The organism is Nonomuraea sp. NPDC049709, from assembly GCF_040674815.1.
GTDB lineage: Bacteria > Actinomycetota > Actinomycetes > Streptosporangiales > Streptosporangiaceae > Nonomuraea.
This window is the reverse complement of sequence record NZ_JBFANM010000008.1, coordinates 159,658-184,870: the sequence shown is the minus strand read 5'-3', so window position 1 is coordinate 184,870 and position 25,213 is coordinate 159,658. Positions and strand designations below refer to the sequence as shown.

The 25,213-nt window shown below is 70.8% G+C and carries 31 protein-coding genes; 14 read left to right on the top strand and 17 right to left on the bottom strand.

The genetic code is table 11. The features are described from left to right. Nucleotides 1-18: 18 nt before the first annotated feature. A complete protein-coding gene (locus tag AB0J69_RS10455; RefSeq protein ID WP_364115160.1) occupies nucleotides 19-786 on the bottom strand; it encodes a TIGR03084 family metal-binding protein in 768 nt (255 codons plus the stop codon). Nucleotides 787-841: 55 nt separating this feature from the next. On the opposite strand from AB0J69_RS10455, the gene AB0J69_RS10450 reads away from it, so the two are divergent. From AB0J69_RS10450 to AB0J69_RS10430, 5 genes are all read left to right on the top strand, one after another. Continuing rightward, on the top strand, nucleotides 842-967 hold the full coding sequence (locus AB0J69_RS10450; RefSeq protein WP_364115072.1) for a hypothetical protein: 126 nt from the start codon (nucleotides 842-844) through the stop codon (nucleotides 965-967). A 60-nt stretch (nucleotides 968-1,027) separates the two neighbouring features. After that, complete coding sequence (locus AB0J69_RS10445) at nucleotides 1,028-1,111, top strand: putative leader peptide (RefSeq protein WP_311132608.1); 84 nt, start codon at nucleotides 1,028-1,030, stop codon at nucleotides 1,109-1,111. Nucleotides 1,112-1,222: 111 nt separating this feature from the next. Then, nucleotides 1,223-2,911: a nitrite/sulfite reductase gene (locus tag AB0J69_RS10440; RefSeq protein WP_364115071.1), complete on the top strand. Its 1,689-nt coding sequence runs from the start codon at nucleotides 1,223-1,225 to the stop codon at nucleotides 2,909-2,911. 136 nt (nucleotides 2,912-3,047) lie between these two features. After that, nucleotides 3,048-3,776 carry a phosphoadenylyl-sulfate reductase gene (locus tag AB0J69_RS10435; RefSeq protein WP_364115069.1) on the top strand — a complete coding sequence of 243 codons (729 nt, stop codon included), beginning with the start codon at nucleotides 3,048-3,050 and terminating at the stop codon, nucleotides 3,774-3,776. Further along, the gene (locus AB0J69_RS10430) at nucleotides 3,758-4,534 is read left to right on the top strand and encodes a sirohydrochlorin chelatase (protein WP_364115067.1); all 777 of its coding nucleotides are present in this window, start codon (nucleotides 3,758-3,760) and stop codon (nucleotides 4,532-4,534) included. Before AB0J69_RS10435 ends, AB0J69_RS10430 begins: the two co-directional genes overlap by 19 nt. Nucleotides 4,535-4,545: 11 nt before the next feature. On the opposite strand, the gene AB0J69_RS10425 is transcribed toward AB0J69_RS10430, so the two are convergent. The 3 genes from AB0J69_RS10425 to AB0J69_RS10415 form a co-directional block, all read right to left on the bottom strand. Then, complete coding sequence (locus AB0J69_RS10425) at nucleotides 4,546-5,274, bottom strand: hypothetical protein (protein ID WP_364115065.1); 729 nt, start codon at nucleotides 5,272-5,274, stop codon at nucleotides 4,546-4,548. A 2-nt stretch (nucleotides 5,275-5,276) separates the two neighbouring features. After that, nucleotides 5,277-5,777, bottom strand: coding sequence for a SigE family RNA polymerase sigma factor (locus AB0J69_RS10420; protein WP_364115063.1), 501 nt, complete (start codon nucleotides 5,775-5,777; stop codon nucleotides 5,277-5,279). Nucleotides 5,778-5,865: 88 nt separating this feature from the next. Then, nucleotides 5,866-6,588 (bottom strand): DUF1707 domain-containing protein, encoded by a 723-nt coding sequence (locus AB0J69_RS10415; protein WP_364115061.1) that lies wholly within the window; start codon nucleotides 6,586-6,588, stop codon nucleotides 5,866-5,868. 184 nt (nucleotides 6,589-6,772) lie between these two features. Here AB0J69_RS10415 and AB0J69_RS10410 point away from each other — a divergent pair, with 184 nt between their 5' ends. Beyond that, entirely contained in the window at nucleotides 6,773-8,119 is a 1,347-nt protein-coding gene (locus AB0J69_RS10410; protein ID WP_364115059.1) for an ankyrin repeat domain-containing protein, read from the top strand. Nucleotides 8,120-8,132: 13 nt separating this feature from the next. Here the strand turns inward: AB0J69_RS10410 and AB0J69_RS10405 are convergent, their stop codons facing one another. The 4 genes from AB0J69_RS10405 to AB0J69_RS10390 form a co-directional block, all read right to left on the bottom strand. Continuing rightward, entirely contained in the window at nucleotides 8,133-8,708 is a 576-nt protein-coding gene (locus tag AB0J69_RS10405) for an HD domain-containing protein (protein ID WP_364115057.1), read from the bottom strand. A gap of 209 nt (nucleotides 8,709-8,917) precedes the next feature. Further along, nucleotides 8,918-9,421: a hypothetical protein gene (locus AB0J69_RS10400; protein ID WP_364115055.1), complete on the bottom strand. Its 504-nt coding sequence runs from the start codon at nucleotides 9,419-9,421 to the stop codon at nucleotides 8,918-8,920. Nucleotides 9,422-9,638: 217 nt separating this feature from the next. Further along, a complete protein-coding gene (locus AB0J69_RS10395) occupies nucleotides 9,639-10,529 on the bottom strand; it encodes a maleylpyruvate isomerase family mycothiol-dependent enzyme (RefSeq protein ID WP_364115053.1) in 891 nt (296 codons plus the stop codon). Between the two features lie 58 nt (nucleotides 10,530-10,587). After that, complete coding sequence (locus tag AB0J69_RS10390; protein WP_364115051.1) at nucleotides 10,588-11,139, bottom strand: sigma-70 family RNA polymerase sigma factor; 552 nt, start codon at nucleotides 11,137-11,139, stop codon at nucleotides 10,588-10,590. A 159-nt stretch (nucleotides 11,140-11,298) separates the two neighbouring features. Here AB0J69_RS10390 and AB0J69_RS10385 point away from each other — a divergent pair, with 159 nt between their 5' ends. Both AB0J69_RS10385 and glgX read left to right on the top strand, forming a co-directional pair. After that, entirely contained in the window at nucleotides 11,299-11,724 is a 426-nt protein-coding gene (locus tag AB0J69_RS10385; RefSeq protein ID WP_327590568.1) for an OsmC family protein, read from the top strand. Nucleotides 11,725-11,920: 196 nt separating this feature from the next. Beyond that, nucleotides 11,921-14,047 carry a glycogen debranching protein GlgX gene (gene glgX / locus AB0J69_RS10380; RefSeq protein ID WP_364115048.1) on the top strand — a complete coding sequence of 709 codons (2,127 nt, stop codon included), beginning with the start codon at nucleotides 11,921-11,923 and terminating at the stop codon, nucleotides 14,045-14,047. Nucleotides 14,048-14,095: 48 nt separating this feature from the next. Here glgX and AB0J69_RS10375 read toward each other — a convergent pair whose 3' ends face one another. Both AB0J69_RS10375 and AB0J69_RS10370 read right to left on the bottom strand, forming a co-directional pair. Further along, a complete protein-coding gene (locus tag AB0J69_RS10375; protein ID WP_364115046.1) occupies nucleotides 14,096-14,491 on the bottom strand; it encodes a hypothetical protein in 396 nt (131 codons plus the stop codon). A gap of 99 nt (nucleotides 14,492-14,590) precedes the next feature. Next, on the bottom strand, nucleotides 14,591-14,998 hold the full coding sequence (locus AB0J69_RS10370) for a RidA family protein (protein ID WP_364115045.1): 408 nt from the start codon (nucleotides 14,996-14,998) through the stop codon (nucleotides 14,591-14,593). 98 nt (nucleotides 14,999-15,096) lie between these two features. Between AB0J69_RS10370 and AB0J69_RS10365 the strand changes: the two genes are divergently transcribed. From AB0J69_RS10365 to AB0J69_RS10350, 4 genes are read left to right on the top strand one after another with little or no spacing between them, the layout of a single operon-like run. After that, nucleotides 15,097-15,477, top strand: a complete 381-nt coding sequence (locus tag AB0J69_RS10365; protein WP_364115044.1) for a helix-turn-helix domain-containing protein — start codon at nucleotides 15,097-15,099, stop codon at nucleotides 15,475-15,477. 57 nt (nucleotides 15,478-15,534) lie between these two features. Beyond that, complete coding sequence (locus tag AB0J69_RS10360) at nucleotides 15,535-16,284, top strand: pyrimidine reductase family protein (protein ID WP_364115042.1); 750 nt, start codon at nucleotides 15,535-15,537, stop codon at nucleotides 16,282-16,284. Continuing rightward, the gene (locus tag AB0J69_RS10355; protein WP_364115040.1) at nucleotides 16,253-17,413 is read left to right on the top strand and encodes an ATP-dependent DNA ligase; all 1,161 of its coding nucleotides are present in this window, start codon (nucleotides 16,253-16,255) and stop codon (nucleotides 17,411-17,413) included. The genes AB0J69_RS10360 and AB0J69_RS10355 overlap by 32 nt, the downstream gene beginning before the upstream one ends. Nucleotides 17,414-17,439: 26 nt before the next feature. After that, nucleotides 17,440-17,781, top strand: coding sequence for a hypothetical protein (locus tag AB0J69_RS10350; RefSeq protein ID WP_364115038.1), 342 nt, complete (start codon nucleotides 17,440-17,442; stop codon nucleotides 17,779-17,781). Here AB0J69_RS10350 and pgeF read toward each other — a convergent pair. From pgeF to AB0J69_RS10315, 7 genes are all read right to left on the bottom strand, one after another. Then, entirely contained in the window at nucleotides 17,778-18,485 is a 708-nt protein-coding gene (pgeF, locus tag AB0J69_RS10345; protein WP_364115036.1) for a peptidoglycan editing factor PgeF, read from the bottom strand. The two genes, AB0J69_RS10350 and pgeF, sit on opposite strands and share 4 nt — an antisense overlap. A 145-nt stretch (nucleotides 18,486-18,630) precedes the next feature. Further along, nucleotides 18,631-19,401 (bottom strand): enoyl-CoA hydratase/isomerase family protein, encoded by a 771-nt coding sequence (locus AB0J69_RS10340; RefSeq protein ID WP_364115034.1) that lies wholly within the window; start codon nucleotides 19,399-19,401, stop codon nucleotides 18,631-18,633. Continuing rightward, complete coding sequence (locus AB0J69_RS10335) at nucleotides 19,398-20,897, bottom strand: tripartite tricarboxylate transporter permease (RefSeq protein ID WP_364115032.1); 1,500 nt, start codon at nucleotides 20,895-20,897, stop codon at nucleotides 19,398-19,400. Before AB0J69_RS10335 ends, AB0J69_RS10340 begins: the two co-directional genes overlap by 4 nt. Then, on the bottom strand, nucleotides 20,897-21,379 hold the full coding sequence (locus AB0J69_RS10330; RefSeq protein WP_364115030.1) for a tripartite tricarboxylate transporter TctB family protein: 483 nt from the start codon (nucleotides 21,377-21,379) through the stop codon (nucleotides 20,897-20,899). Before AB0J69_RS10330 ends, AB0J69_RS10335 begins: the two co-directional genes overlap by 1 nt. Continuing rightward, nucleotides 21,376-22,353, bottom strand: a complete 978-nt coding sequence (locus AB0J69_RS10325; protein WP_364115028.1) for a tripartite tricarboxylate transporter substrate binding protein — start codon at nucleotides 22,351-22,353, stop codon at nucleotides 21,376-21,378. Before AB0J69_RS10325 ends, AB0J69_RS10330 begins: the two co-directional genes overlap by 4 nt. Beyond that, nucleotides 22,350-22,736: a hotdog domain-containing protein gene (locus AB0J69_RS10320; protein WP_364115026.1), complete on the bottom strand. Its 387-nt coding sequence runs from the start codon at nucleotides 22,734-22,736 to the stop codon at nucleotides 22,350-22,352. The genes AB0J69_RS10325 and AB0J69_RS10320 overlap by 4 nt, the downstream gene beginning before the upstream one ends. Next, nucleotides 22,733-23,935 carry a CoA transferase gene (locus tag AB0J69_RS10315; protein ID WP_364115024.1) on the bottom strand — a complete coding sequence of 401 codons (1,203 nt, stop codon included), beginning with the start codon at nucleotides 23,933-23,935 and terminating at the stop codon, nucleotides 22,733-22,735. Before AB0J69_RS10315 ends, AB0J69_RS10320 begins: the two co-directional genes overlap by 4 nt. Nucleotides 23,936-24,113: 178 nt before the next feature. On the opposite strand from AB0J69_RS10315, the gene AB0J69_RS10310 reads away from it, so the two are divergent. Together AB0J69_RS10310 and AB0J69_RS10305 are read left to right on the top strand one after the other, a co-directional pair. Next, nucleotides 24,114-24,827, top strand: a complete 714-nt coding sequence (locus AB0J69_RS10310; RefSeq protein ID WP_364115022.1) for a GntR family transcriptional regulator — start codon at nucleotides 24,114-24,116, stop codon at nucleotides 24,825-24,827. After that, nucleotides 24,824-25,213: a MaoC family dehydratase N-terminal domain-containing protein gene (locus AB0J69_RS10305; protein WP_364115020.1), complete on the top strand. Its 390-nt coding sequence runs from the start codon at nucleotides 24,824-24,826 to the stop codon at nucleotides 25,211-25,213. The genes AB0J69_RS10310 and AB0J69_RS10305 overlap by 4 nt, the downstream gene beginning before the upstream one ends.

Below are 25,213 nucleotides of genomic sequence, written 5' to 3'. Positions count from 1 at the left end.
TCCGGCAAGACCCTGAACTCACCCTGACTTGGGCGGCCGCCCCTTTCCGGGTGCCCCGGCGAACGCCTGGGCGATCTCCATCCAGGCCCGCGCGGGCGCCCCCGTCGTCTCCAGGCCGGTGTCGGAGAGGTGGATGCGCTGGGTGACGACCAGGCAGAAGTCGAGCACCGTCCCGCGTACGACGGCGTCCGCGTCGTCGGGGCCGGCCGTCCACGTGGTCCCGTCGGGCATGGCCAGCTCCACGCGTACCGGCTCGCCGGGGACGGGCAGGCCGCGCACCGCGAAGCCGTAGGGGCGGGCCCGGTATCCCAGCATGGCCACGTGCCGCAGCCGGGTCGTCGGCTCCCTGGTGACGCCGAGCGCGTCGGCCACGTCCTGGCCGTGCGCCCACGTCTCCATCAGCCGCGCGGTGACGAACGAGGCGGCCGACATCTCCGGCCCGAACCACGGCAGCCGGTCGCGGGCGCCGAGCGTGGCGAACACCTCCAGGCTGCGGGCGCGGGACGTACGGAACCAGTCGTGCAGCTCGCCCGGCGGCATGCCGCGCGCCTCCAGCGCGAGATCGTCGACCGACCGGGAGTCCGACAGCACCGAGGCGCGGTAGGCGTCCGGATCGGTGGCGGCCCGCACGGCCGCGTCGTCGAACCAGGCCAGATGGCTCACCTGATCACGGATCGCCCACCCCTCGGCGGGCGTGGGCCGCTCCCAGTCCTCATCGTTCAAGGGCTGGAGCAGCGCTTCCAAGGACGCGGTCTCGGCACGCAGGTCGTCGAGTAATTCGGCCATGAGGTCCACGCGCGCCAGCCTAACCGGAACGAGGTTCTGGGAGAATAATGCAAGCGTGATCTGCGAGAGCTGCAAGGAGAGGCGCCACGAGGACTGCCGCGGCGGCTCGTGGTGCGACTGCCAGCACCAGGAGGAGGAGCAGGCCAAGGAGTCGGATCTGGACTGGCCGCGCCAAGGATGAACTATCCCACACTCTGGACCCCGTCTTGGACATCCCGGACAGCCAGAGTAATCTCGGAGTATGCCAGCGGACCCCATGCTCGTCGGTCGACGACACGTCGACCTTCAGCGTGTCCGCAGTGCCATCTGTTGCGACGCCCGCTAACCCACATTCTTTTCTACCGCTGAGCGCGTCGCACTCTTCCTCTCCAGCCCTGCCCATCGATGAAGATGGCAGGTGGGACACCGCGCGCGCCCATGATCCGAAGGACGCGCAATGAGCACCCCTGCCAGCCGCACTCCTGCCAGCCGGCACCACAAGCGCCCGCGCGGCGAAGGCCAGTGGGCCCTCGGTTACCGTGAGCCGCTCAACAAGAACGAAGAGAACAAGAAGAACGACGACGGCCTCAACGTCCGCCAGCGCATCATCGACATCTACTCCAAGCGGGGCTTCGACTCGATCGACCCGGCCGACCTGCGTGGCCGCATGCGCTGGTACGGCCTCTACACCCAGCGCAAGCCCGGCATCGACGGCGGCAAGACGGCGATCCTCGAGCCGGAGGAGCTCGACGACAGCTACTTCATGCTGCGGGTGCGCATCGACGGCGGCCAGCTCGACCTGGCCCAGCTCCGTACGATCGCCGACATCTCCAACGAGTACGGCCGCGGCACCGCCGACCTGACCGACCGCCAGAACATCCAGCTGCACTGGATCGAGATCGAGTCGGTGCCGGACATCTGGGAGCGCCTGGAGGCCGTGGGCCTGTCCACGACGGAGGCGTGCGGCGACACGCCGCGCGTGATCCTGGGGTGTCCGCTGGCCGGGATCGACTCCGACGAGGTGCTGGACTCCACGGAGCAGATCCACGAGATCCAGGACCGGATCGTGGGCAACCCGGCGTACTCGAACCTGCCCCGCAAGTTCAAGTCGGCGCTGAGCGGCTGCCCGGCGCACTGCACGGTGCACGAGATCAACGACGTGGCGTTCGTGGGCGTGGTGAACGAGCACGGCGAGGCCGGCTACGACCTGTGGGTGGGCGGCGGCCTGTCGACCAACCCGATGCTGGGCAAGCGGCTGGGCGTGTTCGTGCGGCCGGAGCAGGCCGTGGACGTCTACGAGGGCGTGGTCGGGATCTTCCGCGACTACGGCTACCGGCGGCTGCGGCACCGGGCCCGGATCAAGTTCCTGGTCAACGACTGGGGGCCGGAGAAGTTCCGGGAGATCCTCGAGACCGAATACCTCAAGGAGCGGCTGCCCGACGGGCCCGCGCCGGAGCTGCCGCGCGGCAGCCGCCGCGACCACGTCGGCGTCTTCCCGCAGAAGGACGGCAACTTCTACGTCGGGTTCGCGCCCAAGGTGGGCCGGCTCGACGGCGACAAGCTGCACGTGATCGCCGACATCGCCGAGCGGCACGGGTCGAACCGGGTCCGCACGACGGTCGAGCAGAAGATGGTCGTCCTCGACGTCGCCCCCGACCGGGTGGACTCCGTGGTGGCCGAGCTGGAGGCCAACGACCTGCAGGTCAGGCCCTCCACGTTCCGCCGCCAGACGATGGCGTGCACCGGCATCGAATACTGCAAGCTGGCCATCGTCGAGACCAAGGCCACCGCCATGGACCTGATCGACGAGCTGGAGCGGCGGCTGCCGGACTTCGAGGAGCCGCTGACCATCAACGTCAACGGCTGCCCCAACTCCTGCGCCCGCATCCAGGTCGCCGACATCGGCCTGAAGGGCCAGCTCGTCGTGGACGAGAACGGCGACCAGGTCGAGGGCTTCCAGATCCACCTGGGCGGCTCGCTCGGCGTCAACGCCGGCTTCGGCAGGAAAGTACGCGGGCTCAAGACCACCGCCAAGGCGCTGCCCGACTACGTGGCGCGCGTCGTGTCCAACTACGACAGCCAGAAGAAGGAAGGCGAGTCGTTCGCCGACTGGGTCCAGCGAGCGGACGAGGCCGACCTGAAATGACCACACGAGCGGTTCCCTTCCACTGCCCCTATTGCGGCGACGAGGACCTGGAGCCTTACGAGGGTGATGGCGGCTGGTACTGCCGCGCCTGCGCTCGTGCCTTCAAGCTGAAATTCCTTGGAATCGGAGTGAAGATATGACGCTGGTCGACATCGAGGTCGGTTTGAGAGAGCAGCGCGGGGCCCTCGACCTGCAGGACATCGTCGAGTCCGCCGCCACGTTCCTGGAGGGCGCCCCCGCGCGCGAGATCATCCGCTGGGCGGCGGCGACGTTCGGCGACCGGCTGTGCCTGACCTCCTCGATGAGCGACGCCCTCCTCATCGACCTGGTGAGCAGGGTCAAGCCCGGCGTGGACGTGTTGTTCATCGACACCGGCTACCACTTCGCCGAGACGATCGGCACGCGGGACGCCGTCCGGCAGGTCTATGACGTCAACGTGATCGACATCAAGCCGTCGCGGACGGTGGAGGAGCAGGACCGCGACCTCGGCCCCCGCCTGTTCGGCCGCAACCCGGACCTGTGCTGCTACCTGCGCAAGGTGGAGCCGCTGAACCGGGCGCTGGAGCCGTACCTGGCGTGGATCTCCGGCATCCGCCGCGACGAGTCGTCCAGCCGGACGGACACCAAGGTCGTGGAGTGGGACGCCAAGCGGCAGATGGTGAAGGTCAACCCGATCGCCGCCTGGACGCAGGAGGACGTCGACAACTACATCGCCGACAACGGGGTGCTGATCAACCCGTTGCACTACGACAACTACCCCTCGATCGGCTGCGCGCCGTGCACGCGGCAGGTCGCGGAGGGTGAAGATCCGCGCAGCGGACGCTGGGCGGGCCTGGGGAAGGTCGAATGCGGCATTCACCTGTGATCCCCGGCGGGGGACGCGTCCCGTTGGCAGGCGGGACGGCCCCCGGCCGCGTGCCACTGGTGGCGGTGGCGCACGGGTCTCGCGACCCGCGTGCCGCCGCCACCGTGGCCGCGTTGCTCGACCAGGTGCCGCTGGACGTCCGGGTGGCCTACCTCGACCACTGCGCCCCCACGCTCGGGCAGGCGCTGCGCGGTCTGGAGGAGGCCGTGGTGCTGCCGCTGCTGCTCACCGAGGCCTACCACAGCCGGGTGGACCTGCCGGCGGCCCTGAACGAGGCACGCGCCCGCGAGCCGCGCCTGCGCGTCCACTACGGCCACACGCTGGGGCCGCACCCGCTGTTGCTGTCCGCGCTGGAGCGGCGGCTGGCGGAGGCGGGCGTGCCGGCGGGCGACCCGGACACGGCGGTGGTGCTGGTGTCCGCCGGTTCGAGTGACGCCAGGGCCAACGCGGTGATCGCGGAGCTGGCGCGGGGGTGGCGGCGGTCCGGCTGGTGGACCGTGTCGCCCGCGTACGCCTCGGCCGCCGATCCGGCTCCCGCCGCGGCCGTCGCCGCGCTCAGGCGGGCCGGGGCGCCGAGGGTCGTCGTGGCGCCCTACCTGCTGGCCCCTGGCTACTTCGCCGACAAGGTGCGCCGCGACACGCTGGAGGCGGGCGCCGAGATCGTGGCGGACGTGCTCGGACCGGCTCCGGAGCTGGTGGACGTGGTGCTGGAGCGTTACTGGGCGGCTCAGCGGCAGCCGGTGTCACTGGCGGGATGAGCAGCTCGGCGTCACCGGCGGGATGAGCAGCTCGGCATGATCTCGCCGCTTCCCGGGTCGATGCGGATCACGTCGGCCCGGCAGTCCAGCGTCCGGGTGTCCAGCACCGTCAGCCGCCACGCCGCGGGGTAGGCGGGCGTCGCGGCCAGCAACTGCTCGGCGCGCTCCTCCGTCATGCGGCCCGAGCCGGCCGACGAGGCGGGGACCAGGGCCGCGGTGAGCTCGTTCACGCCCTCGCGGGCCACTGCCGGGTCGCCCAGCCAGCCGGGCGGCTCGGCGACGGTGGGGCCGCAGGGGCCGCTCGCCACGAACCGGCCGTTGAGCCAGACCAGGGCGTGGCCGTCCGCCGGGCAGCTCAGCCCGAACGTCACGCCCGTGGCCGAGGCCCTGAACCGGATCGTCTCCCGCTCCCCGCCCCGCTCGTACCGGTGGTAGAGCGGCAGGGCCGGGAGGGAGCGTTCGGGTGCGGGCGCCGAGCCGGGTTGTGCCAGCACGCCGGTCCAGACGTCCTCGGGCATGGGCGCGGCCTCGGTGCGGGGCAGGCTCGCCACCGCCACGACCGCCAGCGCGGCCATCGCGATCGAGCCGGCCGTCCGCCCGCGCCGTCGGCGGATGGCGCGTGCCCGCGCGTCCACGTCCGCGACCGTCACACCCCTGTGCCCGCCCGTACGTTCGGCGAGGCCTTCGGCGCTGTCGCTGTCGAGCAGCTCGCGCAGGTCCTGCTCTTGTCTCGTCGTCACGGTCAGCTTCCCGTCTCCATCGCGGCCCTGGCCTCAGGGTCGAGCCGCAGCTTGGCCAGCGCGCGGCTGGCCTGGCTGCGGACGGTGGTCACCGAGCAGCCGACGATGGCGGCGATCTCCTCGTCGGGGAGGTCCTCGAAGTAGCGCAGCACGATCACGGCCCGCTGCTTGGCGGGCAGCGCGGTCAGCGCCGCCCGCAGCGCCTCGCGGGTGCCGAGGCCCGCCTCCGCGTCACCGGGGCCGGCGCCGTCGGGCAGCTCGCCCGTGGCCACCTCGCCCCGCCACCGCCGCCGCCACCAGGAGGCGTGGGTGTTGGTGAGGATGCGGTAGACGTACGGGTCGGGGTTCGCGCCGACGCGGCGCCAGGCCAGCCAGGCGCGGGCCAGCGCCGTCTGGACGAGGTCCTCCGCCGTGGCCCAGTCGCGGCACAGCAGGTACGCCGTCCTGAGCAGGCGGGCCGAGCGTTGCTCGACGTAGCGCTCGAAGTCGGCTCGATCCCGCATCGAGGGTCCTCACTGCTCGGTGATGTACACCGAGCACTACGCGCCAGGAGGGCCGGGACGTTGCACGAGCCGGGAAAGGATTTGCGGGTCAGAAGCCCCGGCGCAGGTTGCGGTGCTGGTCGCGGAGCTGCTTGCGCAGCTCGCGGCCGTCCACGCGGACCTGGCGGCCGATCTCCCGCCAGTCCTCGCCGTGCAGCCGCTCCCAGTGCTCCCGCCAGGCGGCGAACCCGCGCTGCAGCGGCTTGACCTGCGAGTCGCCGATCACCTTGATCTCGCCCATCACCGCGTACGCCTTGATCCGCACCACGGGCACGTTCATGCCGGAGGGCGCCTCCAGGACCTTCACCTTCTTCTCGCCCATGATCGCGACGCCCTCGAGGTCCACGTTCACCCCGTCGGGCACGATGATCTTGATGTCGCCCATGACGGAGACGGCCAGGATGTCCACCATGTCGGTGCGCACCTCGGCCTCGCGCAGGTCGAGCAGCACCTCACCCATGACGGCGACCGCGCCGAGCTCCTTGTCGATCCGCCAGGTGCCGCGGCGCTTGGACTCGCCCATGACACCGACGAACCACCGTCGTTTCTTCCCCTCGCGCGCGGGGGCGGGCATGTGGGCGGGCGTGGCGCCCGCGGGCAGGTCCTGCGTGAGCAGGGCCAGCTCGGCATGGGTGGTCGCGGTATACGCGGCCTCCGTGCGGTCGGTCAGCTCGGCGAGCGTGAGCCTGCCTTCGACCGAGGCGACACGGAGCTGCTCGACGACGGCCTCGCGCTCGGCGTCCGACGCGCGGACCTCACCGGGATCAGTCATACTCGCAACATATCGCGTCTTGGCCGCCGTGAAGCTCCTCCTTTGGTAGGAAACGCGTGATCCATCGAAACATGCACGTTGGGCATGGGCTTTGAACCCGTACGGGGGCGGGGCGCGTACAACGCCATGACACGGGGCCCTGGCTTGGTCCGGGGCGCGGCCGGACCAGGCTAGGGTCCCTGTCATGCATGAGGAACAGCTCTACCGCGCGGCGTTGAACGGTGAGTCCGAGACCGTGGGCAAGCTGCTCGCCAGTGGCGCCGACCCCAACAAGCCGAGCAAGGGCGAGGAAGAGGGGCTGCCGCTGTGCGCGGCGGCCGCCTGGGACCGCACGGAGGTGGCCGAGGCCCTGCTGGCGGCCGGCGCCGACATCAATGGCAGGGAGGCCGGCGGCTGGACGGCGCTGCTCTGGGCCGCCGCCAACGGCCACGCCGCCGTGGCCCGGGTGCTGATCGAGGCGGGCGCCGAGGTCGACGCGACCAACGACGACGGCGACACCCCGCTCTCGCTGGCCGCCAGGCGTGGCGCGCTGGGCATGGTCCAGACGCTGCTGGAGGCGGGCGCCGACCACCAGAAGTACGACGGTGACGGCGACACGCCGCTCGACATCGCCGTCGACTGGGTGGGCGTGCACCTGGAGACCGCGCTGCTCGACCAGATCGAGCAGGACGGCTGGGAATACGTCGTGGCCCGCCAGTACGCCAAGGACGGCACCGAACTGGTCACCGTGGCCGGGCGCTCGGCCGACGGCTCCGAGAGCGAGCAGGTGCAGGCGCAGCGCGGCCACGCCGCCGTCGCGACCCTGCTGGAGGACGCGGCGGGCATCCACACGCCGGTGGACCGGCTCGTGGGGCGGGCGCTGGCGCACCGCGACATCGACGAGGACGCCGAGACCTGGTGGATCGTCGCCGACACGCTGGGCAAGCGGGCCGACGAGGAGACGTACGAGGCGCTGGCCAGGCTGTGCGTGAGCGAGGACGCCAGGGAGCGGGAGTTCGGCGTGGACGCGATCGCCCAGTTCGGGTTCGCCGACGGGGAGAAGCCGTACCTCGAAAGGACGCTGCCGCTCCTGCAGAAGATGGTCACCACGGAGAGCAACCCGCAGGTGCTGCGCTCGGTCCTGGCGGGGCTCGGCCATCAGGGCGACCCGCGGGCGCTGCCGTACGTGCTGGACGTCATCAGCCGCCCCGGGCACAAGCGCACGATGACGGACCCGATCGCGCTGGCCGACGTGCTGCCCCCGGACCACGAGGAGGGGCTGGCGCTGCTGATCGCGATGACCGAGGAGGAGGACTCGGAGATCCGCGACTGGGCCACCTCCGGGCTCGCCGGGCTGGCCGCCGACACGCCCCGCATCAGGGAGGCCCTGGCGGCCCGGCTGTCCGACTCCGACCTGCGCACGGTGGCCGAGGCCACGCGCGGTCTGGCGCTGCGCGGGGACGAGCGGGCCGACGAGGGGCGCCGGCGGGTGCTGGCGGAGAGCGACGACGAGTACGCCAGGGACCTCGTCAGCGAGGCCTCCGACAGCTGATCCGGCGGAAGGCTCAGTCGCCGTTGAGCACGCGGGTCACCCAGTCCAGGGTCCCCGTGCTCAAGGCCTCCTCGGCCAGGCGCTTGCCGGTCGGGGTGGTGATCGCGGCGAGGGAGCTGTCGATCCAGCCCTGGACGTTGTGCTGCCCCTGCTCGCGATATTCCACGGCCTGGATGAGGCACTCCAGCTTGTCGGCGTCACGCGCGCAGACGGCTTCGAGGGTCGCCTTCTCCTCGTATTCGCCCACCGCGCCGCTCACCATCCCGGCCACCTCCGCCGGCAGGCCCCGCACCTGGTCGGCGGTGACGTCCTCGTTGGAGGCCGCCTTGAGGTAGCGCTTGCCGATGTACGGGATGTCGGTGATGCGGGTTTCCTGCGTGTCGTGGAACAGGCTCATGAACGCGGCCCGCTCGGGATCGGCGCCCTCCAGCCTGGCGATCACGGCGGCGATGACCGCCGCCCGGAACGAATGCTCGGCGATGCTCTCGGGATCGCGCACGCCCGCGACCAGCCAACCGGTCCGCTTGTAGCGCTTGAGCAGCCCGAACTCGTACATCAACCCCGCGAGACCCGTTACGTCATCCGCCACGGGGACCCCCTCTCGTATGCGCAGAGCCTAAACGACGGCCCCAGTACCGGCGCGATACCGGCGCGGTACCGGCGCGGTACCGGCGTCCTTCCCCGGCCCGGGGCGGCGAATGCCGTGGCCGGTCCAGGTGGCCACGGCATTCGTCTTCCGCTGTCCCGGAGAATCCCGCTGTTCCGGAGACGCGGGAGAGATTGGCGCCCGGTTCCGGGTTACTGCTCTTCCTCGGCCCAATCCCCGAAAGACGGCAATTCATCGAAAGACGGCCATTTGCTGTCGTCGATATGCCACTTGTCCTGCTTTTCCGGCTTGTCCTTCACCGGCGGCGGCGGCTCGACGGGTTCCTCGCGCTCGGGTGCGGGCGCCACGCGCCGGTCCTCGTGGTCGTCGTGGTGGTGGCGGTTGAACTCGTGGTGGTGGTGGTCGAACTCGTGGTGGTGGTGGCGGTGGTGATGGCCGCCGTGACACCAGCCGCCGCACCAGTGCCGGCCCCACCAGTTGCGGCCGCAGCCGCGGTGTCCGCAGCCGAGCGTCGGCTTCTCACCCGAGACGTACCCGACGCCGGTCTGGAGGCCGGCCGCGCCCGCACTCGCGCCGGCGACACCCTGGCCTGCGGGAAGGAACATGAGGCCGGCGGCGGCGCCCGCCAGGGCCATCGTCGCGATACGCCTGTGGCGCGACGTTCGCGCTTGTTGGTTATTCGTCTTCACGTGCATTGTTTCCGTCCTGGGTAGATCGACCCGGAGTCCGATGCTTCATTTCTTGGAGCACCCGGACATAGGCAGACGTACCCCAGCACAGAATCCCCTTTACCTCCACGAACCCAAACAACCCGTCAAATCGTTTAAGCCTGAGGTGGCGTTGATGCAACGAACGCGGCCATTCGCCGTATATAGGCAAATGGCCGCGCGGAATTCGTCCCTTTTGTCGGGGTTATGGGCCCGAAAACGCGGGAGCCGCGGTCAGGACGTCCCGGGCCAGGGACAGGTCGCCCGCCAGGTCGGCGGGGAATTCCGCGGGGTCTCCCCTGCCGCCGAGCAGGAAGCAGAACTCCACCACGTCCGCCGTGATGCCGGCATCCGGCTCGCCCGGCTCGGTGTCCTCCACGCCCAGCGGGACCCGCCACTCGCCGCCGCCCTCGCCCGTCAGCGTGAGCCGCAGCGTGCGGCCGGCGCCGTCCAGGCCGGAGAAGAGCATCGTCCAGGGCAGTAGGCGGGCGCACAGGTCGGCCGTGGGGTGGATGTGCTGGGGGACGGGGTTCGGGAGGCGGACCCGGGCCGTCTCCGCGGCGTCGTTCGTGTGCACCCAGGTCTCCAGGCCCCTGGCCAGGATGTGGTCGCTGACCACCGTCTCCAGGCCGTCCAGCGTGGCCATGGTCGTGGGCGGCAGCTCGGCCAGGTGGCGGCAGAGCGCGTCCGCCTGGGCCCGCCAGTCCCTTCTGGTCTGCTCGGGGCTGCGGGCCCGCTCGTACGCCTGCACGTCGTTCGTCCGGCCCATCGAGTCGACCGCCCCGATCGGGGGGCCCAGCACGGGGGCGCCGACGGAGGCGGCCAGCAGGCCGTCCTTGGCGGCCAGGTGGGCCACGAGCTCCTGGAGCGTCCAGCCCTCGACGATGACCCGCGACCAGTCGTCGTCCACCGCCGAGGCCAGCAGCGCGTCCATGGCGGCCACGCGGCCGGCGTACGGCTCCACCCAGGCGGCGGTCGGGGCCGCCGGCCTGCGCCTCGCCCGGGCCCCGGCCAGGAGCTGGGGCCGCAACGAGCGGGCCGGCACCGCCGGGTCCTCCATCATCGCGTCCAGGTAGAGACGCTCGACGGGGTCCATCACACCTCTTCCTGCGCATGTACGTCCGCCCGACCAGCGTGCGGCAGCCCGGCGTCCATCACACTTCTTCCTCCGCCAGCGCGTCCGCGAGGCGCCGCAACGCCAGCCGGATGCGCGATTTGGCCGTGCCCTCGGGCACGCCGAGTTCCTCGCCGACCTGCCGGTAGGTCCTGCCACCGAAATAGGCCAGCTCCACCGCCTGCCGTAAGCCGTCGGGTAACGACGTCACCGCCTGCCGCACCCGCGCGGCCTCGTCGGCGGCGAGCACGGTGTCCTCCAGCCTCACGGGCTCGCGCTCGAACAGCCTGGGCCCCAGCGCCGACACTCGCCTGCGCTCCTCGGCCCGCACGTGGTCGACCGCGCGGCGGTGCGCGATCGTGGCCAGCCAGGCGCGCAGCGTGCCGCGCTCCGGGTTGTAGGCCAGCGGCCGTTCCCAGAAGACGAGGAACACCTCCTGAGTGATGTCCTCGGCGATCACCCGGTCCCTGGTGACCCGCAGGGAGAGACCGAAGATCAGCGAGGAGAGCCGATCGTAGACCTCCCCCAGCGCGGACTCATCGCCGCCGACCACCCGCTGGTGCAGCAGGCGGTCGTCGTACGGTGCCTCCACTGGCACCACGCTCCCGTTTAATCCGGACCAAGGCGGCAGGGTGCGCCGCGACCCGAGCATGTCATTATTCGCACCAAATGTAGAGCCGGATGACCCGCAGGCAAGACTCTTTCGGGCCGCGATAAGGTCGTAACGATAACCACGGAGGGAGCACACGTCATGGCCACCACTCGCACCGCCACCACCCAGTGGAAGGGCGCCCTGCTCGACGGTTCCGGCACCGTATCGCTCGACACCTCGGGCGTCGGCACATTCGAGGTCTCCTGGCCGTCGAGGGCCGAGGCGGCCAACGGCAAGACCTCCCCTGAGGAGCTCATCGCCGCCGCCCACTCGTCCTGCTTCTCGATGGCGCTCTCGCACGGCCTGGCCGGCGCCGGCACGCCGCCGGAGTCGCTGCAGACCAGCGCAGACGTGACGTTCCAGCCGGGTGAGGGCATCACGGGCATCGTGCTCACGGTGAAGGGCCACGTCCCGGGCATCACGGCCGAGCAGTTCCAGGAGGCCGCGGAGACGGCCAAGGCCAACTGCCCGGTGAGCAAGGCCCTGACCGGCACGACGATCTCGCTCAAGGCCGAGCTCCTCTAGCCTCTCTCCGATTTCCGGAGCCCCGTCCGGGGGCGTGGCGCCCTCCCGCGCAGTCATGTGACGCCTCGTACGGGGCCGTCAGCGGCGTGGGGCGCCGCGTGCCCGGCGTGTGTTCGCGCACGTGGGCGCCCCCGTACGGAGAGCGATCAGGCTATTGAGAGACCAAGAGCGCGTTCGCGTGCGACAATTGGGCCACATGCGTGAGGTCTGGCCGGGCGAGCCCTATCCACTCGGCGGCACCTGGGATGGCGTTGGCACCAGTTTTTCGGTGTTCTCCGAGGTCGCCGACCGAATCGAGCTGTGCCTTTTTCACGACGACGGCTCCGAGGAGCGGGTCGATCTCCCCGAGGTCGACGGGTTCGTCTGGCATGGCTATCTTCCGGGGATCCAGCCGGGGCAGCGTTACGGCTATCGCGTGCACGGGCCCTACGAGCCGTCGCAGGGCCACCGGTGCAACCCGGCCAAGCTGCTGCTCGACCCCTACGCCAAGGCCATCGACGGCGACCTGACGTGGAACCAGGCGCTGTTCCCCTACTACTTCACCGATCCCACCCGGCGCAACACCGAGGACAGCGCGCCCTACATGCCGAAGAACGTGGTGGTCAACCCGTTCTTCGAGTGGGGCAACGACCGGCCGCCGCGCATCCCGTACCACGAGACGGTGATCTACGAGGCGCACGTGCGCGGGCTCACCATGCGGCACCCCGACGTGCCGCCCGACCTGCGCGGCACCTACGCGGCCGTGGGCCATCCGGCGATCATCGAGCATCTGCTGTCGATCGGGGTGACGGCGGTCGAGCTGATGCCGGTGCACCACTACGTGCCCGAGCACTTCCTGGTGGCCCGGGGGCTGACGAACTACTGGGGCTACAACACCATGGCCTACCTGGCGCCCCACGGCGGCTACTCCAGCGCCGGGACGCGGGGGCAGCAGGTGCTGGAGTTCAAGGCCATGGTGCGGGCGCTGCACGAGGCGGGCATCGAGGTCATCCTCGACGTGGTCTACAACCACACGGCCGAGGGCGACCACATGGGTCCCACACTGGGGTTCAGGGGGATCGACAACACCGCCTACTACCGGCTGCACGACGGCGACCGGCGCTACTACCTCGACTACACCGGGTGCGGCAACTCGCTCAACGTGCGCTCGCCGCACGCCCTGCAGCTGATCATGGACTCGCTGCGCTACTGGGTGCTGGAGATGCACGTCGACGGGTTCCGGTTCGACCTGGCCTCGGCGCTGGCCAGGGAGCTGCACGACGTCGACCGGCTGAGCGCGTTCTTCGACCTGATCCAGCAGGATCCGGTGATCTCGCAGGTCAAGCTCATCGCCGAGCCGTGGGACGTCGGGCCCGGCGGGTACCAGGTCGGGAATTTCCCGCCTTTGTGGACGGAGTGGAACGGCAAATATCGGGACATCGTGCGAGATTTCTGGAGGGGCACCCACTCCGCCCTGCCCGAGTTCGCCTCCCGCCTGACCGGCTCCGCCGACCTCTACGAGTCCTCCGGCCGCCGCCCGGTCGCCTCGATCAACTTCGTCACCTGCCACGACGGGTTCACGCTGACCGACCTGGTCTCGTACGACCACAAGCACAACGAGGACAACGGCGAGGACAACCGCGACGGCACCAACGACAACCGCTCGTGGAACTGCGGCGCGGAGGGTCCGGTCGAGGACCCGCAGATCGTCACGCTCCGCCGCCGCCAGCGGCGCAACTTCCTGGCCACCCTGTTCCTGTCGCAGGGCGTGCCCATGCTCTCCCACGGCGACGAGATCGGCCGCACCCAGCGCGGCAACAACAACGCCTACTGCCAGGACAACGAGCTGGCCTGGGTGGACTGGTCGCTACTGCACACCGAGCCCGACCTGCTGGGGTTCGTCCGCGCGCTGTCGAAGCTGCGCCGCGAGCACCCGGTCTTCCAGCGCCGCCGCTTCTTCCACGGCCGCCACCCCGACAACGGCAAGCGCGACCTGGTCTGGCTCACCCCCGGCGGCCAGGAGATGACGGCGGGCGACTGGCACATCAGCTACGCCAAGTCGCTGATGGTCTACCTGAACGGCGAGGCGATCACCGAGCCGGGGCCGCGCGGCGAGCGGATCGTGGACGACTCCTTCCTGCTGCTGATCAACGCCCACCACGAGAACATGACGTTCACGCTGCCGGGCGAGGAGTTCGGCACGGGGTGGCACCCGGTGCTCGACACCAACCACGACACGGTGGAGGACGCGTTCGGCGACGAGCGGTGGCTGGCGGGCGACCTGGTCGCCGTCACGGCGCGCTCGCTGCAGGTGCTGCGGCAGCCCCGGAAGGCCAGGTCCTGAGCTCCTGGCCGTGAGGCGGTCAGAAGACGTGGGCCGCGCCGGCCGTGGTCAGAAGACGTGGGCCGCGCTGGCCGTGAGGAAGACCAGCGTGAACGCCGTCACCCCGGCCAGCCCGTGCAGCGCCACCGCCAGCACCGGGAACCGGCGCGCGGTCGTGCCGTGCCGGCCCGCCCCGAGCCACCGGGTGAACATCGCGAACCCCAGCAGCACCGCCCCCGCCAGCCCCGCGAACGCCGCCCACACCAGCGCCCGGCTGCCCGTGGCCAGCCCGGCCGCCCAGCAGACCAGCGACGAGACCGCCAGCGCCGGGTGGGAGAAGACCACCGCCACGGGGAAGCGGGTGACCTTGGCGCGGCGCAGGCCCCCGCCCGCCAGCCAGAGGCAGAGCAGGTACACCCCGGCGAGCGCGGCGATCGTCCACGCCACGGCGGTGGCCAGGCCCATCGCGCCTCCCTGTCAGTCCCAACCCTGTCGTCACGTTAAGCAGATAAATGCCGAGAAATCCGCTGATGCACAAAAGCGGATGACTTATTAGGCATGCGCTCAGTCGATGACCGCGGTGGCCTCGATCTCGACCAGATGCTCGGGTACGTCCAGCGCCGCGACCCCGATCAGCGTGGCCGGCGGGACCGGGGTGACCCCCAGCCTCTCGGCGGCCCGCGAGATCCCCGCCAGGAGCTGGGGCATCTTGTCCGGCGTCCAGTCGACGACGTGGACGGTCAGCTTCGCCACGTCGTCGAAGGAGCCGCCGGCCCCGGCCAGGGCGGTGCCGATGTTGAGGTAGCACTGCTCGACCTGCGCGGCGAGGTCGCCCACGCCGATCGTGACGCCCCCGGCGTCCCAGGCGACCTGCCCGGCGACGAAGACCAGCTTCGAGCCGGATGCGATCGACACCTGCCGGTAGACGTCGATCTGGGGCAATCCGCTGGGGTCCACGAGGGTGATGGGCATGTTGTCCGCCTCCTTGTGCTCTCTTGTGGTTACTCGGGAACTATAGGAGAGTGAACCTTGACCTGGAAGAACGCACTTTTCGGTGACTGGAGCACTTCATGGTGACCAAGCAGTACACGGGCTCGCCCGAGGATGCGGACCTGGCGCGGGCCGACTCCTTGGCGCGGGAGATCTTCTCGGACGTCGCCAACAAGTGGGCGTTCCTGATCGTCGAGGGTCTCGGTGACCGAACGCTGCGCTTCACCGAGCTGCGGAAGGAGATCGAGGGCATCAGCCACAAGATGCTCACCCAGAACCTGCGCATGCTGGAGCGCAACGGCCTGGTCGAGCGCAACGTGCATCCCACCGTCCCGCCGCGGGTCGAATACACCCTCACCGAGCCGGGCCAGGCCCTGCGGGCCACGGTCGACGGGATGTGCGGCTGGACCCGCCGGTACCTCGGTGACATCGAGTCCGCCCGCCGCCGCTTCGAGGCCTGACGGGCACCCCAAAACCCCTGGGGAACGAATGTCGGCAGCGTGTGCCAAGGTAGAGGGGTGCGGCGCATCTATCCCGACATACAGGACAACCCGGACATCGTTCAGGCGTACGCCTACCCCGAGGCCCGGCCGTGGCTGCGGCTCAACATGGTCGCCAGCGCCGACGGCGCGGCCTGGCTGAAGGGGCGCTCGGGCGGGCTGTCGAGCAAGGGCGACAAGCGGATCTTCCAGACCCTGCGCGGGCTGGCCGACGTGGTGGTCGCCGGCGCCGCGACCGTGCGCAAGGAGGGGTACGGCCCGGTCCCGCCGCGCGAGGCGTGGGCGGAGATCCGCGAGGGCCGCCCCGAGGTGCCGCCCATCGCCGTCATCACCCGCAGCCTCGCCCTCGACCTCGACGGCGAGCTGTTCACCGACGCCCCCAGCAGGACGATCGTGATCACCTGCGAGGCCGCGCCCCACGAGCGGCGCAAGGAGGCGGCCAGGCGGGCCGACCTGATCGTGGCCGGCGACGAGGGCGTGGACCTGCGGCGGGCCGTGGCGGAGCTGCACGACCGGGGCCTGACCAGGGTCCTGTGCGAGGGCGGCCCCCGGGTCAACGCCCAGCTCTCGGCCTGCGACCTGGTCGACGAGCTGTGCCTGTCGATCAGCCCGATGCTGGTCGGGGGCGGCGCGGCGCGCATCCAGAACGGCGAGCCCGCCCAGGTCGCACTGGACCTCACCCAGGTCCTGGAAGAGGAGGGTGTCCTCTTCTGCAAATACACGAGGGAGCAGAGCGATGACGGATCCGACGACGACGCCGCCTCCTGAGGTCGCCGAAGAAGAGCCGCAGCCGGTGCCCAACCTGCCGGTGCGCCCTCCGGTGCCGCCGATGCTGGCCAAGCCGGTCAAGGCCATGCCGAAGCAGGACGGCACGCTGTTCTACGAGCCGAAGTGGGACGGCTTCCGCTGCATCGTGTTCCGCGACGGCGACGAGGTCTATCTGGGCAGCCGCAACGAGCGGCCGTTCACGCGCTACTTCCCCGAGCTGGTCGAGGCGGTCAGGGCCGAGCTGCCCGACAAGGTCGTGGTGGACGGCGAGATCGTGCTGCCGATGGGCACGCAGCTCGACTTCGACGCGTTGCAGCAGCGCATCCATCCGGCCAAGTCGCGGGTGACGATGTTGTCGGAGCGCACGCCGGCCCAGTTCGTCGCGTTCGACCTGCTGGCGGTGGGCGACGAGTCGCTGATGGAGGCGCCCTTCGCGGAGCGGCGGGCGCGGCTGGAGCGGCTCTTCCCGGAGAAGGGCGGCTCCATCCGGCTGACGCCGGTCACGACCAGCGAGGAGCAGGCCGGCGAGTGGTTCGAGATGTTCGAGGGGGCCGGGCTCGACGGCATCATCGTCAAGCCGGGTGACCAGCCCTACGTGCCCGACAAGCGCACGATGTTCAAGGTCAAGCACGAGCGCACCGCCGACGTGGTGATCTGCGGCTACCGGGAGCACAAGACGGGGCCGATCGTGGGCTCGCTGCTGCTCGGCCTCTACGGCGACGACGGCCGGCTGCACCACGTGGGCGTGGCGGCCTCGTTCCCGATGAAGCGCAGGGCCGAGCTGGTCGAGGAGATCAGGCCGTACCTCGCGGAGCTGAGCGAGCACCCGTGGGGTCACTGGGCCGAGCAGGCGGCGGCCAACATCGGCCAGCCGGCCGCCGGGCCGGCGACGGGTGGGCAGCGGGTGCCCGGCGCGGTGTCGCGGTGGAACGCCAAGAAGGACCTGTCGTTCATCCCGCTCCGTCCCGAGCTGGTGATCGAGGTGGCCTACGACCAGATGGAGGGCGACCGGTTCCGGCACACCGCGCAGTTCCGGCGGTGGCGGCCCGACCGCACGCCCGAATCGTGTACTTATGAGCAGTTGGAACGTCCGGTTAGTTACAACCTTGATGACATCCTTGCCCGCTAGCCTTCAAACCCGTTATATCTCGACACATGACTACAGGGGATGAGTTACGGGCCGCCGTGTCCGCACGTCGCGATCTCGGGCCCGATTTCGAGGACGCCGTCGTGGAATCGTTCCTCGACAAGATGGGCAAGGAGATCGACCGGCGGGTGGACGAGCGGCTGGCCGAGGCCGCTCCGAAGGCTCAGGTGGCCCGGAGCGGCACGGCTGAGGCGCAGCGGCTGGCGCTGGCCATCGTCTCGGTGGCCCTGGGGACGGTCGCCACCGTGCTCTTCGTCCTGCTCGGTGACGGCGGCATGGCCGGGCTGATCCCGGTCTGGGCGGGGATCATCATCGTGAACGCGATCTTCAACGGCTCCCGGAAGGGTTAGTCCAGCCAGATGAGCCCGGCGAACCGGCCGCCGGGCTGCTCGCGGCGGTGGGAATAGAGCTCGGCCGACTCGATCGTGCAGCGCGCGTCGTGGCGCACGTCGGCCAGCCCCGCCGCCCTGAGCTGGGCCTCGATTCCGGCGCGCAGGTCGAGCGCCGGGGTCTCCCACGACGTCGTGGACCAGGTCTCCGGCACCTTCGCGGCCACCTGCCCGCGCAGCTCCGCGGGCACCTCGTAGCACCGGCCGCACGCGCCCGGCCCGATCAGTGCGACCATCCTGCCGGGCTCCGCGCCCTTGGCCGCCATGGCCTCCACCAGGGCGGTGGCAATGCCGGCCTCGGTGCCGGGGCGGCCGGAGTGGGCGGCGCCGACCATGCGGGCCACCGGGTCGGCCACCAGCACGGCCGGGCAGTCGGCGCCCAGCGAGGCCAGCGCCAGGCGCGGCTCGGTGGTGAACACGCCGTCGAGCATGGGCGGGTCGTCGCCGAACGGCTCGCTCACGTAGGCGACGTCGGCGCTGTGGACCTGGCGCATGAACACCACGGCCCGCACGCCCAGCTCGGCCGCCACACCCGCGCGGTTGGCCCGCACCGCCTCGGGGTCGTCGCCGACCATGCCGCCGAGGTTGCGCGAGGTGTAGGGGCCCGCGCTGACCCCTCCGTTCCGATCGGTGACGGCAACGTGGACACCGGGGGCGAGCTGCATGCCTCCGATCTTAGGGCGAGCCCGGGCCGGGTGGAGGGGTGCCCCGGCCCGGGAGCTCAGGGAGGGGAGTGCAGGGATGGGAGCCGGTCAGCGGCCCCGGCCTGGCCACCAGCCGGTCGGTGGCCCTTGCCGGGTGACCAGCCCGTCAGCGGCCCTGCCAGGTGACCTGCTCCTTGGCCAGGAAGGCGGGGACGGCGGCGTGGAAGTCGTCGCTGCCGAAGACCGTCGCCACGATGTCGTCGCCGTCCGGCAGGTTCGCCACGCGCAGCCGCCTGACGGCCTCCTTGGCCGCCCACATCGACAGCGGCGCGTGCGACAGCAGCCGCTCCTCCACCTCGGCCCGGCGGGCGGCCAGGTCGTCCGGCTCGCACAGCTCGGCCACGAACCCGGCCGCGTGCGCCTCCTCGGCGCTGTACATGCGGGCCCGCAGCAGCATGTCGAGAGTCCTGGCGGGGCCGAGGTGGTGGACGAGGAGGGAGTAGGTGTTCATGGACAGGCAGTTGCCGAGCGTCCTGGCGATCGGCGCGCCGAACCTCGCTCCCGGTACGGCCAGGCGCAGGTCGCAGGCGGCGGCCACGACCAGCCCCCCGCCCACGCAGTAACCCTCGACGACGGCCAGGGTGGGCACCCTGACGCGTTCGAGGCGGTCGATGATGCGCTGGACCTTGCGCTCGTAGGCGATGCCGTCCTCGCCGCCGGTGAACTCGCCGAACTGGGAGATGTCCGTCCCGGCCACGAACGCCCGGCCGCCGGCCCCCGAGAGCACCAGGAGCTTGGTCTCCGGGTCGGTGTCGGCGCGCTCGCAGGCGTCGTACAGGCCGTCCCACATGGCCCAGGTCAGCGCGTTGTGCTGGGCGGGCCGGTTGAAGACCACCCGCAGCACGGGCCCGTCGGCGGTGACGAGTAGCTCGCTCACACCTTCTCCTTCTCTCTCTTCGGCTCCCTCTTGGGCACGAGTTTGAGCAGCGACGGCCCGGCCAGCAGCAGCGCCGCCAGCAGGAACACCACCAGCGCGATCGGCCGGGTGAAGACGATCGTCAGGTCGCCGTCACCCATGGCGGACGTCTGCACGAGCGCCTTCTCGAACAGCGCCCCGATCACGAGCCCGAGCACCAGCGGCGCCATCGGCAGGTCGAACTTCTTCATGAAATATCCGACCAGGCCGAAAACGAAGACGATCCACACGCTGAACATGTTGTTGTCGATCGAGTACGCCCCCACGAAGCTGGTGACCAGGATCAGCGGGTACATGTACCCGTACGGGATCCGCAGCAGCTGCGCGAACAGCGGCGCCAGCGGCAGGTTCAGCACCAGCAGCAGGACGTTGCCGATGAAGAACGAGGCCAGCAGCCCCCACACCAGCTCAGGCTGCTCGTCGAAGAGCAGCGGCCCCGGCTGGATGCCGTACATCATGAACGCCCCCAGCAGCACGGCCGTGGTGGCGCCGCCCGGGATGCCCAGGGCCAGGGTGGGGACGAAGTTCGCGTTGGCGGCGGCGTTGTTGGCGCTCTCCGGCGAGGCGACGCCCTCGATGGCACCGTGGCCGAACTCGTGCTTGTTGCGCGAGACCCGCTTCTCCACCCCGTACGCCAGGAAGGACGCCAGCGTGGAGCCGGCCCCCGGCAGGCAGCCGAGCAGGTAGCCGATCACGCTGCCCCGGGCGATCGCGCCCTTGGAGCGGGACAGCTCCTCCCTGGTGATCACCAGGTCCTTGAAGCGGGCCCGGATCGGCTGGGCCGCGCCCTGCCGGATCTGGTAGAGCACCTCCCCCACCGCGAACAGCCCGATCATCACCTGGACGAACGGCAGCCCGGACAGCAGGTCCACGTCGCCGAAGGTGTAGCGGGGCAGGCCGGTGGCCGCGTCCACGCCGACGGTGGCCAGCAGGATGCCCAGCACCGCCATGGCCAGGCCGCGCAGCTTCGCCCCGGCGGAGAAGCTGACGATGGTGGTGAGGCCGAGCACCATGACGGCCAGGTTCTCGGGCGGCCCGAAGTCGATCGCCAGCTTGGCGAACGGCGGGGCCATGGCCACCAGCAGCACCAGCGAGACGATGGCGGCGGCGAACGAGCCGATGGCCGCGATCGACAGCGCCGCCCCGGCCCGGCCCTTGCGGGCCATCTGGTAGCCGTCGATGGCGGTGACGACGCTGGCCGCCTCGCCGGGCGTGGAGATCAGCACGGAGGTGATCGTGCCGCCGTACTGGGCGCCGTAGTAGATGCCGGCCAGCATGATGAGCGCGGTCAGCGGCTCGAACGAGAGCGTCAGGGGCAGCAGCACGGCCACGCCGGTGGTCGAGCCGAGGCCTGGCAGCAGGCCGATGACGGTGCCGGCAAGCACGCCGACGAAGCACCAGAGCAGGTTCGCGGGCGTGAGCGCGGCCCCGAAGCCCATGACCAGGTTGTCCAGCATCAGCCGTCACCCCCGATGCCGAGCAGCCCGCCCAACAGCCCGCCGGGCAGGGGGACGGCCAGGAACAGCACGAACACCGCGTAGATCACGACGGTGGCGGCGACCGCGACGACCGCGGCCGAGACGATCCGCCGGCGCTCCACGAACGCGGAGACGGCGAACACCAGCAGCCCGAACGCCACCAGGAACCCGGTCAGCGGCACCAGCAGCAGGGCGACCAGCAGCAGGCCGAAGACGGTCCAGAGGGTCCTGATCCGCCGGGGGTCGACGTCCTCGTCCGGCGCGGCGCGGCGTACGGACTGCAGGAGGCAGGCTGCCGAGAGCAGGGCCAGGGCCACACCGCTGACCAGGGGCAGGAAGCCGGGCCCCACCTGGCCGCCGTCCTTGGTGATGCCGTAGCCGAACGAGGCGCCCGCCATGGCGACGGACAGGCAGACCAGCAGCGCCCAGACGGCGGGCTCGCCGCGCAGCAGCGGCCTCATGACGGCTTCTTCAGCACCGGCGCGAGGGCGGTGTCGAGCTGCTCGAGGTACTTGCCGAAGTCGTCGCCGTACAGCTCGGCCTGCTGCAGGTAGTTGTCCTTGAGCCACTTCTGGAACTCGGCCGTCCTGGTGACGCCCCTGGCGGCGTCCTCCCAGTACGCCCGCTCGCGCTCGTCCAGCCCGCCGGGCGCCAGGAAGCCCCTGAACTGGACGTACGAGACGTCGATGCCCTGTTCCCCGGCCGTGGGCAGCTCGGCGAACTCCGGGTAGGTGTAGCGCTTGCCGGTGGTGACGCACAGGCCCTTGAGGTCGCCGGACCTGAGCTGGCCGATCACCTCGCCCGGGTTCAGCAGCGCGACCTGGATCTGGCCGCCGAGCACCGCCGGCACCAGCTCGCCGCCCGACTCGAACGGCACCCGCTGGAACTTCACGCCGGTCTTCTGCTCGATCATGGTGAAGATCACGTTGTCCACGCCGAACGCGCCGGACATGCCCACGCTGACGCGACCGGACTTCGCGGCGTTCACCACGTCGGTGCAGGTCTTGTACGGGGAGTCCGGCTTGACCACCAGGATGCCGCCGTCCTCGGCCAGCTTGGCGACGGGTGTGAAGTCCTTGCGGGTGAACGACACCTGGCCGCCGAGCGGCAGGGACAGGATCGCGTTCTCGGTGGCGATCAGGTAGTTGCCGTTGCCCTTCTTCCCGAGCAGCGTCGAGTAGCCGACCGCGCCGGAGCCGCCGTCGCGGTTCTCCACGGTGACGGTCAGGCCGGGCTGGGCCTTCTCCAGCGCGGTGGCGATGGCGCGGCCGGCCAGGTCGCTGCCGCCGCCGGCGGCGAACGGCACGATCATGCGTACGTCGCCGCGCGGCTTCCACGCGCCGCCCCCTCCCCCGCCCGCGTCGGCGGTCGCGCCGCAGGCCGCCACCCCGAGCAGCAGGACTGCGGCCATGCCCAGGGCCGGGAGCGCCCTCATGACGCCAGCCCCTCGAGCTTGGCGGCGAACTTGTCCAGATCGATGATGAAGCGCTCGTGCGTGCCCTCGCCGACCTTCCCGTTCCCGTCCTCGGCGACCACGGCGAAGGCGACGCGACGCCGGTCCACCTCGGTCACCGTGGCGGTCGCGGTCACCGTGCCGCCCTTGAGCGTGGGCGCCACGTGCGCGATCTCCACCTTGCTGCCGACGCTGCCCTGGCCCTCGGCCAGGTGGGGGGCCAGCGCCTCGATCGCGGCGTCCTCGATCAGGTGGACCAGGTTGGGGGTGGAGAAGATGTCGTGGTCGCCGCGGCGGGTGCAGTGGCGCTCCGCCACGACCCAGGTGAGGCTGCCGCTCACACCCGGGGTCAGCTGGTCGCTCATGAGCTCTCCAAGGGGGTGGGGGATTGGGCCGCGGCGCCTTCGGCGAGCAGCCGGTCGATCTCCTGCTCGGTCAGGCCGCACTCGCGCAGCACCTCGACGGTGTCCGCGCCGAGCAGCGGCCCGGCGGGGCCGCGCCTGGTGGGCGTGGCCGAGAAACGCATGGCCGAACCGAGCTGGCGTACGGGGCCCATCTCGGGATGCTGGGCATCCCAGAAGAACCGCCGCTGGTTCAGGTGGTCGTCGTTGAACACCTGGGAGTAGTCGGAAATGGGGGCACAGGGCACCCCGTGGGCATCGAGCGTGGCCACGACGTCGGCCGTGCTACGCCCGGTGGTGACCCGCTCGATGGCGGGGATCAGCTCGTCCCGCAGGCCGTGCCGGTCGTGGGCGTCGGCGTAGCGCTCGTCGTCGAGCAGCTCGGGCAGGCCGAGCGCGGCGCACAGGCCGTGCCAGGTCTTGGGGGTGACGGCGCCGACCGTGCACCAGCCGTCGGAGGTACGGATCGCCTGGTACGGCGCCGTGCTCTGGTGGGCCGAGCCGAGCGGCCTGCCCACCTCGCCGGTGGCGAAATACTTGCCCGCCTCCCAGATGGCGAACGACACGGCCGACTCCAGCAGCGACACGTCCACGTGCTGGCCCCGGCCGGTCAGCGTGCGGGCGTGCAGGGCGGAGACGGCGCCGAGGGCTCCGTACAGGCCGCAGACCAGGTCGGCGATGGGTACGCCGACCTTGACCGGGTCGCCGTCGGGCATGCCGGTGACGCTCATCAGGCCGCCGCGGGCCTGGGCCATGATGTCCAGGCCCGGCCGGTCCGCGAGGGGGCCGTCCTGGCCCCAGCCGGAGGCGGAGACGTACACGAGGCCGGGGTTGAGCTCCTTGAGGTCGTCGAAGCCGAGGCCGAGCTTGCGCATGGCGCCGGGGCGCAGGTTCTCCACCAGGACGTCGGCGTCCTTGATCAGGCTGCGGAAGGCGGCGGCCCCCGACTCGGACTTCAGGTCGAGGGCGACCGATCGTTTGTTCCGGTTGAGTCTGGCGAACGGGGAGCTGTGCCCGGCCGTGAACGGGCCGATCGCGCGCACCTGGTCGCCGCCGGCGGGATTCTCGACCTTGATGACGGTGGCGCCCAGGTCGGCGAGCTGCATCGTCGCGAAGGGGGCGGCCATGAAGGCGCCGACCTCGACGACTCGGACACCGGACAATGGAGTGGTCATATGTTACGAAAACCTCACTTCAGCCGGGGTTGGTCTATTGTCTACAGAAGACAAGTGAGCTAGACAAGGGTTCTGCCGGAAGATCTTCGGCACTATGGCGACAGACGTTGATCGCCCCCTGATCGCCCCTGATCGCCCCTGATCGCCTACGACAAGAGAGACCACGATGCGCATCGAGGCACCCCCCAGCATGGTCCAGCTCGCCACCGAGGCCCTGATGCGCATGCTGCTCAGCGGCAAGCTGCAGCCCGGCGACCGGGTGGTGGAGAACCAGCTCACCCAGGAGCTCGGCGTCAGCCGGCCGCCGCTGCGCGAGGCGATGCGGGTGCTGGAGCAGCAGGGCCTGATCACCCAGCTCCCGCGCCGGGGCGCGTTCGTCACGCAGCTCACGCTGCACGACATCTACGAGATCGTCACGCTCCGGCGCGAGCTGGAGCGGCTGGCCGTGGACCTCGGCGTCCCGGTACGCGAGCCGGCCCGCCTCCAGCGCTGCCACGCCGCGCTCGACCGGCACGGCGCCCGCGCCCACGCCGGGGACTGGCTGGGGGTGCTGGAGGAGGCCGTCGAGTTCCACAGCTCGGTCATCGGGCTGTCCGGGCACCGGCGGCTGGAGGAGGCCTACCGCTCGATCCAGCTCCAGATGTTGCTCTGCATGGGCATGAACCGGCAGGCCAGGGCGTCGGACGAGTCGCTCGTCGACGACTGGGAGCGGCATCGCCGGCTGCTGGAGGTGATCGAGTCGGGCTCGCCCGAGGCCGTGCACCGGGAGCTGGCCGGGCACGGGGACATGGCGTTCCTCGACGGCATCGAGGAGCGGGTCGGCGGCCACTCCCCCGAGTCGCTGGCCTGGTTGAAGCGGGTCAGGGAAGGAGATTCATGATCGAGGCGCTCCAGAAGGCGGTCGGCTGGACCGGCCCCGCGCGCGAGGACGTCGTCGAGCGGCGTCATCTGGACTTCTACCGGCACGCCATCGGGGACCCGGGCCCCGGGGTGCCGCCCACGTACACCGCCTGCTTCCTCGACGAGCCGCCGTCGCTGCCGGCCGCGGAGTCGTACGGGTCGGGGTGGCTGAACGGCGGGGACCGGTTCGAGCACCACGCCCCGCTGCGGGTGGGGGACGTGCTCGTGTCACGGCCGCGCTTCACCGGGGTGGTGGAGAAGATCGGGCGGGCGGGGCCGATGGCGCTGCTGACGTTCGAGACGGAGTTCCGCCGGCCGGATGGTGAGCTGGTGGTGAGGCATGTCGGCACCCGGATCCGGAAATAA